Raw genomic sequence first — 14623 nt, forward strand, 5'->3', positions numbered from 1 at the left:
AGAGAGCCGCAGTCTAACCGTTTTAGAGTACCTGCGCATCACGCCAGCGAGCGGACTGCACCGCTGCTGGCGTTGATGGTTGTTACCAAATGTTTCCGAAATTAAGCATGGTGTGCAACCGGGACATCGTCGGCCTTCGCGAGCTGATCGTCCGTCATCGGTCCCGTGCCACTGAAGCGGTCCAGGTAGAGGTAGATGACCGGCGTGATGTACAGCGTAATGACTTGCGAGAAGATCAAGCCGCCGCACACTGCCAGGCCCAGCGGCTGGCGCAGCTCGGCGCCGGCGCCGATACCCAGCGCGATCGGCAGCGCGCCCATCAGCGCGGCCAGCGTCGTCATCAGGATCGGCCGGAAGCGCAGGATGCACGCTTCGCGGATCGCCTCTTGCGGGCTCATGCCAAGGGTGCGCTGCGCATCGAGTGCGAAGTCGATCATCATGATGGCGTTCTTCTTGACGATACCGATCAGCATCAGGATGCCGATCATCGCGATCAGCGTCAGGTCCTTGTCGAAGATCCACAGCGTCAACAGCGCGCCGACCGCTGCCGACGGCAGGCCCGCCAGGATGGTCAGCGGGTGGATATAGCTTTCGTACAAGACGCCCAGCAGCACGTAGATGACGCCGATGGCCGTCAGGATCAGGATCAGCTGGCTCGACTGCGTGTCCTGGAACACGGCCGCGTCGCCGCCGTAAGTGGCAATCACGGATGCCGGCAACTTCATCGCCGTGCCCATCTGTTCGATGGCGGCGGTGGCATCGCCCAGCGGCACGCCCGGCGCCAGGTTGAACGACAACGTGATCGCCTGCAACTGCCCCTGGTGATTCACTTGCAGCGGGCCAACCGTGCGGCGCACGGTGGCAATGCTCGACAGCTTGACCAGGTCGCCCGACTTGCTGCGCACCGACACGCGCGACAGCGCTTCGTCGTAGTAGCGGTCGCTGGCGGCCGCTTCCAGGATCACGTAGTAGCTGGCAGCCGTCGAGTAGATGGTCGAGACCTGGCGCTCGCCGAACGACGCGTACATCACGGTGCGGATGTCGTCCATTTCCAGGCCCAGCAGCGCAGCCTTGTCGCGGTCGATGTCCACGGTCGCTTGCAGCGCCTTGTTCTGCGAGTCGCTGTTGACGTCGCGGAAGCGCGCATCCTGCCGCATGCCTTCCAGGAACCGTTCGGCCCAGCCGCCGATCTCGCCGCCCGACACGCTCTGCAGCGTGTACTGGTAGCGCGCCTTGCTCTGGCGTCCGCCCAGTTGCAGATTCTGCTGGGGCGACATGAACACCTGCACGCCCGGCACGGCGCGCGTGGCCTTGCGCAGGTCGTCGATCACGAGGTCCATCGGTGGCCGCTCGCCGCGGGGTTTCAGTACCAGGAACATGCGGCCCGTATTGCCGCCGCCGCTGAACGAGGTCGTGTCCTGCACGTACGGATTGGCGCGGACGATGTCGACCACCTTGCCCTGCAGTTCGGCCAGCGCGACCGACGACGTGTCTTCGGACGCTTCGACGTTCACGCGGATCTGGCCGATGTCTTCTTCGGGGAAGAAGCCCTTGGGCATCGTCATGTACAGCACGGCGGTCAGCACGAAGGTGCCCAGCGCCAGCATCAGGACCAGAAAGCGGTGACGCAGCGCCGTGTCGAGCGTGCGGCCGTAACCGTTGCGCACATTGGTGAACATGGCTTCGAACCGGCGGCCGATCCACGACATGTCTTTTGGATCGACGTGGCCGCCATCCTTGAGCAGGCGCGAGCACAGCATCGGCACGAGGGTCAGCGACACGATCGCCGAGACCATCACGGCCAGACCGACAATCACGGCGAATTCGCGGAACAGCAGACCGATCACGCCCGGCATGAAGAAGATCGGGATGAACACGGCCACCAGCGAAATCGAGATCGAGATGATGGTAAAGCCCATTTCGCGCGCGCCGACGAGCGACGCATGCATCGGCTTCTTGCCCATCTCCATGTGGCGCACGATGTTTTCCAGCACCACGATCGCATCGTCGACCACCAGGCCGACGGCCAGCGTGATGCCCAGCAGCGAGATATTGTCGAGGCTATAGCCCAGCCAATACAGCAGCGAGAGCGCACCCAGCAGCGAGATCGGTACTGTTACCGCCGGGATGAAGGTTGCGGCCGCGCGGTGCAGGAACAGGAAGATCACCAGGATCACCAGCATCACCGTGCCCAGCAGGGTCAGATTGACGTCGTGGATCGCTTCGCGGATCGACAGCGAACGGTCGTTGACGAGCTCGATCTTGATCGACGCCGGCAATTGCCCTTCGAAACGGGGAATCAGCGCGCGCACGGCGTCCACCACTTCGACCGTGTTGGCGTTGGGCTGGCGCTGCACCATCAGCGAGATCGAGCGTTCGCCGTTCAGGCTCCCCATGGCCTTGACCGACTGGTAGCTGTCCTGGACATCGGCGATATCGCGCAGGCGCACTGGCATGCCTTCGCGCGTGGCAACGATCAGGTTGGCAAAATCGGCCGCCTTCATCAGCTGGCCGCCGCCCTGGATCGTCAGCGCCTGGGTCGGGCCATCGAGAATGCCCAGCGGGGTGTTCGAGTTGGCCGCGCGCAGTGCTGCTGCCAGCTCATCCATCGAGATATTGCGCGCGTTCATCAGGTCGGACTTGGCGCGTACACGCACGGCAAAGCGCTTGCCGCCGTTGATCGAGACTTGCGACACGCCCTGCACGGTCGAGATCGCCGGCGAGATCAGATTCTCTGCGTAATCATTCAGCTCCGACAGGTCCATCGACGGCGAGGTCAGGTGCATGAACAGGATCGGGGCGTCGGCCGGGTTGACCTTGCGGTAGGCCGGCAGTTCCGTCATCTCGAGCGGCAAGCGCCGCTGCGCCACCAGCAGCGCCGCCTGGACGTCGACTGCAGCCTTGTCGACATCGATCGCGGTGTCGAATTCAAGGGTGATATTGGTGTCGCCCTGGGTGCTGCTCGACGTGATCAGCTTGATGCCGGCAATGGTCGAGAACTGCTTTTCGAGCGGCAGCGCGACCGACGAGGCCATCGTCTCGGGACTCGCGCCCGGCAAGTTGGCCGAGACGTTGATGACCGGCGTGTTATAGCTTGGCAGCGCGGCGACCGGGATCTTCATGTACGACAGGATGCCCACCAGCACCAGGCTGATCGACAGCAGCACCACCATCACGGGACGGCGGATACACAGTTCGGACAGGTTCATGCCTGCTCACCCTGCTTGGGTTGCGCAGTGGAAGCCGGCTTGTCGGTGGCAGGCTTTGCGGCCTGGGCCAGGCGCACCTTGCCACCCGGTCGCAGGTTCTGCTTGCCTTCGGTGATCACTTGCTCGGCGCCGCTTAGGCCCGTGACGGCGGCGTGGTCGCCAAACGCATACACGCGCTTGACCGGCACCTGGCGCGCCGAGTTGCCTTCGGCCAGCACGTAGACGAAGGTGCCGTTGGTCGACGTGATAATCGCCGTCTGCGGGATCACGAGGGCATCCTTCAGCGTTTGCACGACCACGCGTGCGGTGACGTACTGGCCCGGCCACAGGCTCGTGTTGTTGTTGGAGAATTCGCCCTTGACGCGGATGGTGCCGGCCTGCGCATCGACGGCGTTGTCGATGAAGCTCAGGCGGCCGGCGACCGGTTTGGCGTCGGCACCGCTCGTCACGTGGACGTCGACATTGCCGGCCTTCTGGGCGCCGAGCAGCGCGCCGAGCGTTGATTCTGGCAGCGTGAACGAGACATTGATCGGGTCGAGCTGGGTGACGGTGGTCAGCGACGTCGTCATCTGCACCAGCGCGCCCGGATGGACGTCGATGGCGCCTACCCGGCCCGACATCGGCGCGCGGATCGACGTGTAGCTGGCGCTGACCTGGGTGGCGCGCATCGCCGCCTGGTTCGATTGCACCAGCGCGCGCTGGGCTTCCACCTGGCTCAGCAGCGAGTCGAGCGCGCTCTGGGCCAGGAAGTTCTGCGATACCAGCTCCTGGCTGCGCTTGTACTGGCGGTCCAGGTCGGCCAGCGTGGCGCGGTCGCGCGCCACCTGCGCTTCGGCGCGCGCCACATTGGCCTGGTCGGCGCGGTCGTCGAGCGAGAACATCAATTCGCCTTCCTTGACGAACTGGCCTTCGCGGATATGGACCTTGCGGATGGTGGTGACAGTCTGCGGATGCAGGTTCACGGTGCGCACCGGCGTCACGGTGCCGTTGGCAAACAGCTCGACGCCGACATCGCGCCGCTCGGGCTTGACCACGTTGACGGTTACCGGTGGCTGGCCGCCGCCATGCCCTTTGGCGCCCCGGGCCTCTGCCTTGGCCTCGTGGCCCTGATTGAAGTACCAGCCGCCCGCGACGACCAGCGCCGCTACGACGGCGATGACGCCGACATTTTTCTTGTTCATGCTTGTCCCTTGCCGCCAGTGCCGACGGCTCTCTCAGTGATGCTGCCTGGTGATCTTGCTTGTTAATGTGGCCATTGCGCGCGCGCATTGTCCCACACTGTCGTTACGGCTTTATTTTGCTTGTTGGTTTTTTTTGCTATCTGTTCGGGTAATACGTGGGCAGCATCAGCGTGACTTCCAGTCCGCCTTCCGGATGGTTGGCCAGGCTGATGCTGCCGCCGTGCTGCTCCGTGATATTGCGTGCGATCGTCAGGCCCAGGCCGGTGCCGCCCGATTCGCGCGAGCGCGATGTCTCCACGCGGTAGAACGGATCGAACACGCGCACCAGCTCGCTGCGCGGAATACCCGGCCCGCTGTCGCGGATGCGGATGCGCGCGGTGCCATTGGTGCGGTCGACGCAGACGCGCGCATCGCGCCCGTACTTGACCGCGTTGTCGATCAGGTTGACCAGGCAGCGGCGCATGTCGATCGGCCGGCCCAGCACCGCGATCGAGGCTTTGCCGGCCAGCGTCACGGCCTGGCCCGCATCGGTCGCATCGGCGCACACGGCCTCGAGCAGCGAGTCGAGATCGAGCATCTGCATCGTCTCGGTCGTGTCCATGCTGCGCGCCAGCACCAGGCCTTCGCGCACCATTTCCTGCATCGCCGACAGGTCGCCGATCAGGCGGTCCTGCAGGTCGGTGTCGCTGACCTTCTCGAGCCGCAGGCGCATGCGCGTGAGCGGCGTTTGCAGGTCGTGCGTGATCGCGGCAAGCATCTGTGTGCGCTGGAAGATGTACTGGCGGATGCGCGCCTGCATCGCATTGAAGGCGGCGCTGGCCTGGCGGATCTCGATCGCGCCGACCAGGTCGAGCGGTGCGCGGTTGATGTCCTGCCCCAGGTCCTGCGCGGCTTGCGCAAGCTGCTTGAACGGGCGCGCGGTCATGCGTGCCACGAAGTAGGCCAGCACCGCGATGCTGACCAGGAACATGCCGAGGATGATGCTGGTGTCGACATCCTCACCGACCAGCCGCGGTGGCAGCACCGACAGTTGCAGTTCGGCGCCATCGCGCAGCCGCACGTCGATCGACTCGCAGGCGCCCTCCCACTTCATGCTCAGCAAACCGTACATCACGGGCTGCGTTTGCACGACACCGCAGGCAGTCGGGCGCGTGGCGCGTGAGGCAACCAGATAGCCCTTGCCCAGACGCTTGGCCAGCGACGCGGCAAACGGCGTCAGCGGGACCGCTTCCGGCGGCATGTCGCCCACCTGGAGCTGCAGGCCCGGCCGGTTGGCGACATCGAGGTAGATCGAGCGGGCCGACGCCGGGACGATCTCGGTGGCCATGATCAGCTGTTCGGCGCGTTCGAGCACGTGCGCATCGCGCTGGTTTTCGAAGTCGCGCAGGCGCTGGTAATCGGCCGCCAGTTGCGTCAGCGCGGCCGAGGTCAGAATGCCCAGTAGCAGCGTGAGGAACACGCGCCCGGTCATCGACCCGAAGAAGGCTTTCACGCCGCCGGCTCCACGGTGACCTGGCCGGCCAGCACGTAGCCGCCGTTGCGCACGGTCTTGATAATCTGCGGCATGCGCGCGTCTTCGCCGAGCTTCTGGCGCAGGCGGCTGATCTGGATGTCGATCGAGCGATCGAACGGATCGGCGTCGCGGCCCTGCGTGAGGTTGAGCAGCTGGTCGCGATTGAGCACGCGGTTCGGGTGCTCGAGGAACACGCGCAGCAGGCGGAATTCGGCGCCCGAGAGCATGATGACGATGCCATCCGGGTTGAGCAGGTGGCGCGCGGTCAGGTCGAGCGTCCAGCCCGAGAAGCGCATCTGCTGCACGTTCTCGGATGGCGTGTTCGACGGCATCGCGTGCGAGCGGCGCAGCACGCTGCGGATGCGCGCCAGCAGCTCGCGCGGCTCGAATGGTTTCGGCAGGTAATCGTCGGCGCCCATTTCCAGGCCCAGGATGCGGTCAAGGGGTTCGTTGCGGGCGGTGAGCATGATGACGGGCAGGCTCGAGGTGGCGCGCAGCTTGCGGCACAGCGTCAGGCCATCGTCGCCGGGCATGTTCAGGTCGAGCACGATGAGGTCGGGACGTGTTTCGTCGAGCGTCTTCCACATCGCGGTGCCATCGGCGGCGCCGAGCGTCCGGTAGCTGTTGGACTCGAGGTAGTCGGCCAGCAGCATGCGGATGTCGCGGTCGTCGTCGACGATCAGAATCGTAGAGGGATTATCCATAACCGCAATTATCCGAATTTATGACAAGACCGGAGCAAGTATTTGTATCGCTGTGTATATGCCGACAGGCGCGAAACATATGGATACAAAGTGCCCGGCAGGGGAAATCCCATGGTTACAGTTTTGACCCAGGATAGGTCCTGTGCAGCGAGCGTTTCGGATGCACTTGACCAGACTCTCACACAAAGGACCTACCATGAACACCCTTCGCAAACACCTCGTGATCGCTATCACCGCTGCCGGCCTGTTCGGCGCCACCGTCGGCGCCCAGGCCCAGAGCGCTGCCCCGGCCGAGGGCCGCCAGGCATCGACGCTGACGGCTGAACAACGCCTGGCCAAGAAGGCCGAGTGGCAAGCCAAGGCGGGCGAGCGTCACGCCAGGATGGCGCAGAAGCGCGCCAAGCATCAGGCCAAACTGCAGGCATCGCTGAACCTGACGGCCCAGCAAAAACCAGCCTGGGATGCGTTCGTGGCCAGCCGCGCACCAGCGAAACACGGTGAGCGCGCCGGGCGTGGCGACCGCGCCGCCTGGGCCAGCCTGAGCGCGCCGCAGCGCATGGAAAAGCAGATCGCGATGCAGAAACAGCGCACCGCGCACATGGAGTCGCGCCTCACCGCCCTGAACAGCTTCTACGCGGTGCTCACGCCAGAGCAGCGCAAGACGTTCGATGCGCAGGCCCAGCAGCGCAAAGGCGGGCGTCATCAGCAGCAGCATCGCGCCAACGCATAATCGCTTGCCTCACCTGAAGCCGGCGGCCCACGCCGCCGGCGTTCATTGTCCCAGACGTTCCAGCGACGTCGAAAACTTTTCCGCGTTCTGGTAGCCGATCACCCGGCTATCCGCAATCTCCTTGCCCTGATCGTCAAACAGGATGATGCCCGGCGGCCCGAACAGGCCGAAGCGCTTGAGCATCGCCTTGTCGGCCGCATCGTTGGCGGTCACGTCAACCTGCAGCAGCGCGGTATTGGCCAGCTTGGCCTGCACCTTCGGATCGACGAACGTGAACTTTTCCATCTCCTTGCACGACACGCACCAGTCCGCATAGAAGTCGAGCATGACGGTCTTGCCGGCATTGGCGGCCAGGGCTGCGTCGAGCTGGCCCACCGTCTTGATGCGGGTGAACACCAGTCCGTGATGCTGCGGCGTGCCGCTCAGGTGCGCCAGGGGTGCGAATGCATCGCGCCCGCCGCTGGCCACGCCCACCAGTTGCATGCCGCCCATCAGCGCGAACGCGGCGCCAAAGGCCATCGACGCCCAGTGGCGCGTGTGGCGCAGCAGATAAAAGCCGTAGCCCAGCAGCAGCGCGGCCCACAGCAGCATCTGCGCGACCGGCGGGATGACGGGCGACACCAGCCAGATGGCCATCGCCAGCATCAGGACGCCAAACAGGCGCTTGACCGACTCCATCCACGCACCCACGCGCGGCAGCAGCGAGCCGGCCGACACGCCCACCAGCAGCAGCGGAATGCTCATGCCTACCGCCATCGAGAACAACGCCGCGCCGCCCAGGAACACATCGCGCGTCTGGCTGATGTAGACCAGTGCGCCGGCCAGCGGCGCCGCCACGCACGGACCGACGATCAGCGCGGAAATGGCGCCCATCGCGAACACGCCGGCCAGCTTGCCGGACTGCTGGCGGTTCGAGACATTGCTCAGACTGGTCTGCAATGCCGATGGCAGTTGTAACTGATAGAAACCGAACATCGACAGCGACATTGCCACGATCAGCAGCGCGAAGGTGCCGAGCACCCACGGGTTCTGCAATGCTGCGGCAAGGCCTTCGCCGGCCAGACCTGCGCCAACGCCCAGCAGCGTGTAGACGATTGCCATCCCCAGCGAGTACGTCACCGACAGCAGGAAGCCGCGCGCACGGCTGACATTCTTGCCTTCGCCCACGATGATCGACGACAGGATCGGCACCATCGGCAACACACATGGCGTGAACGCGAGGCCCAGGCCAAGCAGGATGAAGGCCGGGATGATAGCCAGCAGGTTGCCGCCGCCGAGGATGCCGGCGATGTTGGAAAGGTCGGATTGTGCGGGTGGTGCTGCCGGGGCTGGTGCTGCTGCCTGGGCTGGCGGGGTGGCGGTGGCTGCCGGCGCGGTCGGCGCGCTCTCGGCCAATGGCGTGGCCGACAACGGCGTTGACATGCCGCCCTGCGGCGTTGCGGTGCCGAGTGGCAGCGCCGGTGCCGCAGCGCCGCCCTCCCCTGCGCTCAGGGTGGCGGTGTGATCTTGCGGCGGATAGCACAGGCCGGCGTCAGCGCAGCCCTGGCCGGTGGCCGTCAACGCGAACGCGCCATCACCCTCGACCGGGATGCGGATCGTCAGTGTTCCCTTATAGGTTTCCACATCCTTCTCGAACGTCTGGTCGTACTTCACGGTGCCCGGCGGAATGGCCGGCGCACCCAGCTTGACGGCCGGGTTGCTCGACCTGAAGGCGAAGCGTTCGCGGTACATGTAGTACTTTGGCGCGATCGTGTACGTGACTTCGGCCGTCTGCGGATCGGCCATGCGCGCTTCGAATTTGAAGGCGATGGCGGGATCGAGAAATTCCTCGGCGGCACGTCCAGGCGCGGCGGCGAACAGCGTGAAGAAGGCAAACAGCGTCAGGCAGGCAGCAAGCCAGTGCCGTGCAGGGAATCGGAGCATGGAGGTCGAGTCAGTTGTAATGAGGCACGGGCATGGTACACCGGCTGTCCAGGGCGCGCAGAGGCAGCTCGATCGACAGGCGAAAAAAAACCAGGCCGAAGCCTGGTCTTTTCAACGACAGTCGATTACTCGGCGGTCGGTGCTTCTTCTTCCGAAGTCACTTCTGGACGATCCAGCAGTTCAACGTAAGCCATTGGTGCATTGTCGCCAACGCGGAAACCCATCTTCAGGATACGCAGGTAGCCGCCGTTGCGGTTTGCGTAGCGTGGACCCAGCTCAGCGAACAGCTTCAGGACCATTTCGCGGTCGCGCAGGCGAGCGAAGGCCAGGCGCTTGTTTGCCAGGGTGTCGGTCTTGCCCAGGGTCAGGATCGGTTCGATGACGCGACGCAGTTCCTTGGCTTTTGGGACGGTGGTCTTGATGGCTTCATGACGCAGCAGCGAAACAGTCATGTTGCGCAGCATTGCCAGACGGTGGGACGAGGTACGATTCAGCTTACGAAGGCCGTGACGGTGACGCATGGTAATTCCTTTCGGGTGTTTTCAATGCCAGTTCTTCGATCGTTCGTGCCCTTCTAAAAGAGCACGTCCGCGGACCGGTTCGGGTTAAATCCGCCTGGACAACGCGTCCGGGCGGGGTGCGACAAAAAAACGTGGATTACTTTTCCAGACCGGCAGGTGGCCAGTTCTCGAGCTTCATGCCCAGGGTCAAGCCACGTGAAGCAAGGACTTCCTTGATTTCGTTGAGCGACTTGCGGCCCAGGTTTGGCGTCTTGAGCAGTTCGTTTTCCGAACGCTGGATCAGGTCGCCGATGTAGTAGATGTTTTCTGCTTTCAGGCAGTTGGCCGAGCGGACGGTCAGTTCCAGGTCGTCGACTGGACGCAGCAGGATCGGATCGACCAGCGGTGCGCGCGATGGTGCTTCCGCGGCGGCTTCGGTGCCTTCCAGGGCAGCGAACACGTTCAGCTGATCAACCAGGACGCGGGCCGACTGGCGGATCGCTTCTTCTGGCGTGATGACGCCGTTCGTTTCGATGTTGATGATCAGCTTGTCCAGGTCGGTACGCTGTTCGACACGTGCCGATTCAACAGCGTACGACACGCGGCGCACTGGCGAGAACGAAGCGTCCAGGATGATGCGACCGATGGTCTTGTTGGTGTCTTCCGACAGGCGACGGACGTTACCTGGCACGTAGCCACGGCCTTTTTCGACCTTGATCTGCATGTCCAGCTTGCCGCCGGCAGTCAGGTGAGCGATCACGTGATCCGGGTTGACCAGCTCGACGTCGTGCGGCAGGTCGATGTCCGATGCCAGGACTGGGCCTTCGCCTTCCTTTTTCAGGGTCAGGTTGACCGAGTCACGGTTGTGGACTTTGAAGACCACGCCCTTCAGGTTCAGCAGCAGGTCGACGACGTCTTCCTGAACGCCATCGAGCGACGAGTATTCATGCACGACACCAGCGATCGTCACTTCGGTCGGCGCGTAGCCAACCATCGACGACAGCAGCACGCGACGCAGTGCGTTGCCGAGGGTGTGGCCATAGCCACGCTCGAACGGCTCCATCACGACTTTCGCGTGGCCGGCGCCCAGTGCTTCGACGTCGATGATACGTGGCTTCAACAAACTATTTTGCATGAACGTAGTCCTTTTCAATACCCTCGGCTCGTTACACCGATAAGGCTGATGGCTTGATGGAAAACGCCTGCCGGAGCAGGCGGTAAAACGAATTGGGTTACGACGGTGAGGAGGAAACTTTGATTCCAGAGAATTCGCTGTTCGATGCAAGTGCCGATCCGGGATCGCTGCGCTTGCACAACCACGCCGTCGTCGATCCTGCCACTGGCAGGTCCGACTTGCCTCGCAGGTGGGACTAGGTTTTGCGGCGCTGCATGCTCAACCTGAATCCCACCTGCGCGGGCACGACCGTCAGGCGCCGACATTGCCGGCGCCGTCGCGGTCGATTAACGCGAGTACAGTTCGACGATCAGCGCTTCGTTGACGTCAGCAGCGATTTCGTTACGCTCTGGGAACGAACGGAAGGTGCCTTCCAGCTTCTTGGCATCGACCGACACCCAGCTTGGGAAACCGATTTGCTCAGCCAGCGACAGAGCTTCAGCGATACGTACTTGCTTCTTGGCTTTTTCGCGCACAGCGACGACGTCGCCGGTCTTGACCTGGTACGAAGCAATGTTCACGACCTGGCCGTTGACGGTGAAGGCTTTGTGGCTGACCAGCTGACGTGCTTCAGCGCGGGTCGAACCGAAACCCATGCGGTACGTCACGTTGTCCAGACGCGCTTCCAGCAGCTTCAGCAGCGTTTCGCCGGTGTTACCCTTGCGACGCGACGCTTCAGCGAAGTAGCGGCGGAACTGGCGTTCCAGGATGCCGTACATGCGCTTGACTTTTTGCTTTTCGCGCAGTTGGTTGCCGTAGTCCGAGGTGCGGGCACCCGACTTGACACCGTGCTGGCCTGGCTTGATGTCCAGTTTGCACTTCGAGTCGAGCGAGCGACGTGCGCTCTTGAGGAACAGGTCAGTGCCTTCACGGCGCGACAGTTTTGCTTTTGGTCCGATATAACGTGCCACGTTAGATTCCTTTAATAATTGATCACGCCCCAGAGTGCAGAAGCACCCAGGCGCTAGTCCAGCTCTGGAAAGTCAGGCCGGACGTGGCTTGCATCACCCACCGCTAGAGCAGCAGGCGACAAGAGCCGGGCAGTATATCCCATTTACGGGCAACTGCACCGGCTTTTCTTGAAAACACAACGGGGCTATGCGCCCCGAGCATCGATTACCAAGTACATGGGCTGGCGGCAAGCCGCCCTCCCCTGCAACTTAGATACGGCGACGCTTTGGTGGACGGCAACCGTTGTGTGGAACTGGGGTGACGTCCTGGATCTCGGTGATCTTGATGCCGAGGTTGTTCAGTGCGCGCACAGCCGATTCACGGCCTGGGCCTGGGCCCTTGATACGCACTTCCAGGTTCTTCACGCCCGATTCCTGAGCGACCTTGCCAGCAGCTTCGGCAGCAACCTGCGCTGCGAACGGGGTCGATTTGCGCGAACCCTTGAAGCCGGCGCCGCCGGAAGTTGCCCACGACAGAGCATTGCCCTGACGATCGGTGATCGTGATGATCGTGTTGTTGAAGGACGCGTGCACGTGGGCGATGCCCTCGGCAACGTTCTTCTTGACTTTCTTGCGGACGCGCGCTGCTGCCGCGCTGCTTTGTTGCTTGGCCATAGTCGGTTCCTAGATTATTTCTTGAGCGATTGAGCTGCCTTACGCGGGCCCTTACGGGTACGCGCATTGGTGCGGGTACGCTGACCGCGGACCGGCAGGCCCTTACGGTGACGCATGCCGCGGTAGCAGCCCAAGTCCATCAGACGCTTGATGTTCATGGACAGTTCGCGGCGAAGATCGCCTTCCACGACAAACTTCGCGACTTCGTCACGCAGCTTCTCGAGTTCGTTATCGTCCAGGTCCTTGACTTTTTTGGTGGTCGCGATACCGGTTGCGTCGCAGATTTTCTGCGAACGCGGACGGCCAACACCGTAGATCGCCGTCAGGCCGATAACAGTGTGCTGATGATTTGGGATGTTAACCCCTGCAATACGTGCCATTCGTTATTCCTCGAAATTAACCTTGACGCTGCTTGTGACGCGGCTCGACGCAGATCACACGGACCACGCCCTTGCGCTTGATGATCTTGCAGTTGCGGCAGATCCGCTTGACTGAAGCGTTAACTTTCATTTTGCACTCTCTTCGGTTCGTTTACTTGATGATGTGTTTTTACTTGGTGCCGAATACGATGCGGGCCCGGGACCACGATAACGGGGTCAACTTCACCATTACCGGGTCACGCAGGCAGAAGCGAACACGCATTCTACCCGAGATCGACCCCAGGCTCACATTTCGTTTTCCAGCTTCACGCGGAACGTCGCGTTTGGGAGAGTCTTTCGACCCTCCCCTTGCATTCGGATGACATCGTCTTCTGCCATTCGCGCCATGCACCCGACTACTTATCGCGTCGGGACGCCACCCTTGAAGTTCGCCTTGCGCAGCAGTGAATCATATTGCTGCGACATGACGTAGTTCTGTACTTGTGCCATGAAGTCCATCGTCACCACAACGATGATCAGGAGCGACGTGCCACCGAAGTAGAAGGGAACCTTCCACTGAGCGGTCATGAACTCCGGCACCAGGCACACCAGGGTGATGTAGACAGCACCAGCCAGGGTCAGGCGCATCAGGATCTTGTCGATATAGCGAGCGGTCTGATCACCCGGACGGATGCCCGGTACAAACGCGCCACTTTTCTTCAAGTTGTCCGCCGTTTCCTTGCTGTTAAATACCAGCGCGGTATAGAAGAAGCAGAAGAACACGATCGCCACCGCATACAGCAACGCGTGGATTGGTTCGCCCGGCGCCATCGACGCCGCCAGATCCTTCAGGAACCCGATCACCGGGCCGCTGGAATCCTTGCCACGGGTGAACCAGTCGACAATCGTCGCCGGGAACAGAATGATCGACGACGCGAAGATCGGCGGGATCACGCCTGCCATGTTCAGCTTCAAGGGCAGGTGGCTGGTTTGGCCACCGTAGATCTTGTTGCCGACCTGGCGTTTCGCGTAATTAACCAGAATCTTGCGCTGTCCGCGTTCCACGAACACCACCGCATACGTCACCGCAGCGATCAGCAGAACGATCAGGATGGCCGAGAAGCTGCCGATCGAACCGTTTGACACCAGAGTGAACAAGCCACCCAGCGCCGACGGCAAACCTGCTGCGATACCGGCAAAGATGATGATCGAAATGCCATTGCCAAGACCACGCTCGGTGATCTGCTCGCCCAGCCACATCAGAAACATGGTGCCGGTCAGGAGGGTCACGATGGTGACGAAACGGAAGCCGAGACCAGGGTCAATGACCAGGCCAGGCTGCGCTTCGAGCGCGACTGCGATACCGAACGCCTGGAAGAGTGCCAGCGCAACCGTGAAGTAACGGGTGTACTGGGTAATCTTGCGGCGGCCGGACTCGCCCTCTTTCTTCAACGCCTCGAGTTGCGGCGAAACGATCGATGCAAGCTGCATGATGATCGAAGCCGAAATATAAGGCATGATGCCGAGCGCGAACACGGTAAAGCGGGACAAGGCGCCACCCGAGAACATGTTGAACATGCCCAGGATGCCGCCTTCGTTCTGCTTGAACAGCGCAGCGAGCTGCACCGGGTCAATCCCGGGGACCGGAATATGAGCACCGATGCGGTACACGACCAACGCGCCAAGCAAAAACCACAGCCGGGCCCATGGGAATCCGGAAGCGGCGCTTTTACCAAGTTGTGAATTAGTCGCCAATTTTTGCTCC

At 62.5% G+C, this 14623-nt stretch carries 13 protein-coding genes and 1 pseudogene; 1 reads left to right on the forward strand and 13 read right to left on the reverse strand.

The annotated features are described in order from the left end of the window. Positions 1-101: 101 nt before the first annotated feature. From AC56LH_RS19430 to AC56LH_RS19445, 4 genes are all read right to left on the reverse strand, one after another. Positions 102-3209, reverse strand: coding sequence for an efflux RND transporter permease subunit (locus tag AC56LH_RS19430; RefSeq protein ID WP_499648934.1), 3108 nt, complete (start codon positions 3207-3209; stop codon positions 102-104). Continuing rightward, positions 3206-4390 carry an efflux RND transporter periplasmic adaptor subunit gene (locus tag AC56LH_RS19435; protein ID WP_499648936.1) on the reverse strand — a complete coding sequence of 395 codons (1185 nt, stop codon included), beginning with the start codon at positions 4388-4390 and terminating at the stop codon, positions 3206-3208. Before AC56LH_RS19435 ends, AC56LH_RS19430 begins: the two co-directional genes overlap by 4 nt. A 136-nt stretch (positions 4391-4526) precedes the next feature. Beyond that, positions 4527-5882, reverse strand: a complete 1356-nt coding sequence (locus tag AC56LH_RS19440; protein ID WP_499648938.1) for an ATP-binding protein — start codon at positions 5880-5882, stop codon at positions 4527-4529. After that, positions 5879-6607: a response regulator gene (locus AC56LH_RS19445; RefSeq protein WP_499648939.1), complete on the reverse strand. Its 729-nt coding sequence runs from the start codon at positions 6605-6607 to the stop codon at positions 5879-5881. Before AC56LH_RS19445 ends, AC56LH_RS19440 begins: the two co-directional genes overlap by 4 nt. Positions 6608-6803: 196 nt before the next feature. Between AC56LH_RS19445 and AC56LH_RS19450 the strand changes: the two genes are divergently transcribed. After that, on the forward strand, positions 6804-7337 hold the full coding sequence (locus AC56LH_RS19450) for a Spy/CpxP family protein refolding chaperone (RefSeq protein ID WP_499648941.1): 534 nt from the start codon (positions 6804-6806) through the stop codon (positions 7335-7337). Positions 7338-7379: 42 nt separating this feature from the next. On the opposite strand, the gene dsbD is transcribed toward AC56LH_RS19450, so the two are convergent. From dsbD to secY, 9 genes and pseudogenes are all read right to left on the reverse strand, one after another. Further along, entirely contained in the window at positions 7380-9260 is a 1881-nt protein-coding gene (gene dsbD / locus AC56LH_RS19455; protein ID WP_499648943.1) for a protein-disulfide reductase DsbD, read from the reverse strand. 125 nt (positions 9261-9385) lie between these two features. Further along, a complete protein-coding gene (gene rplQ, locus AC56LH_RS19460; protein WP_183554222.1) occupies positions 9386-9781 on the reverse strand; it encodes a 50S ribosomal protein L17 in 396 nt (131 codons plus the stop codon). A gap of 136 nt (positions 9782-9917) precedes the next feature. Then, the gene (locus AC56LH_RS19465) at positions 9918-10895 is read right to left on the reverse strand and encodes a DNA-directed RNA polymerase subunit alpha (RefSeq protein ID WP_332530665.1); all 978 of its coding nucleotides are present in this window, start codon (positions 10893-10895) and stop codon (positions 9918-9920) included. A 326-nt stretch (positions 10896-11221) separates the two neighbouring features. Continuing rightward, complete coding sequence (gene rpsD, locus AC56LH_RS19470; protein ID WP_183554224.1) at positions 11222-11845, reverse strand: 30S ribosomal protein S4; 624 nt, start codon at positions 11843-11845, stop codon at positions 11222-11224. A 249-nt stretch (positions 11846-12094) separates the two neighbouring features. After that, a complete protein-coding gene (rpsK, locus tag AC56LH_RS19475; RefSeq protein WP_005663404.1) occupies positions 12095-12499 on the reverse strand; it encodes a 30S ribosomal protein S11 in 405 nt (134 codons plus the stop codon). A 14-nt stretch (positions 12500-12513) separates the two neighbouring features. Continuing rightward, complete coding sequence (gene rpsM, locus AC56LH_RS19480) at positions 12514-12879, reverse strand: 30S ribosomal protein S13 (protein ID WP_183554226.1); 366 nt, start codon at positions 12877-12879, stop codon at positions 12514-12516. A 16-nt stretch (positions 12880-12895) separates the two neighbouring features. Beyond that, a complete protein-coding gene (gene rpmJ / locus AC56LH_RS19485; protein WP_005663407.1) occupies positions 12896-13009 on the reverse strand; it encodes a 50S ribosomal protein L36 in 114 nt (37 codons plus the stop codon). Between the two features lie 39 nt (positions 13010-13048). Beyond that, a pseudogene (locus AC56LH_RS19490) lies at positions 13049-13257 on the reverse strand (S1 domain-containing protein). Between the two features lie 21 nt (positions 13258-13278). Beyond that, the gene (gene secY / locus AC56LH_RS19495; RefSeq protein ID WP_183554228.1) at positions 13279-14613 is read right to left on the reverse strand and encodes a preprotein translocase subunit SecY; all 1335 of its coding nucleotides are present in this window, start codon (positions 14611-14613) and stop codon (positions 13279-13281) included. Positions 14614-14623 lie beyond the last annotated feature (10 nt).

It is taken from the genome of Telluria sp. LT1R51-2 (assembly GCF_059685775.1).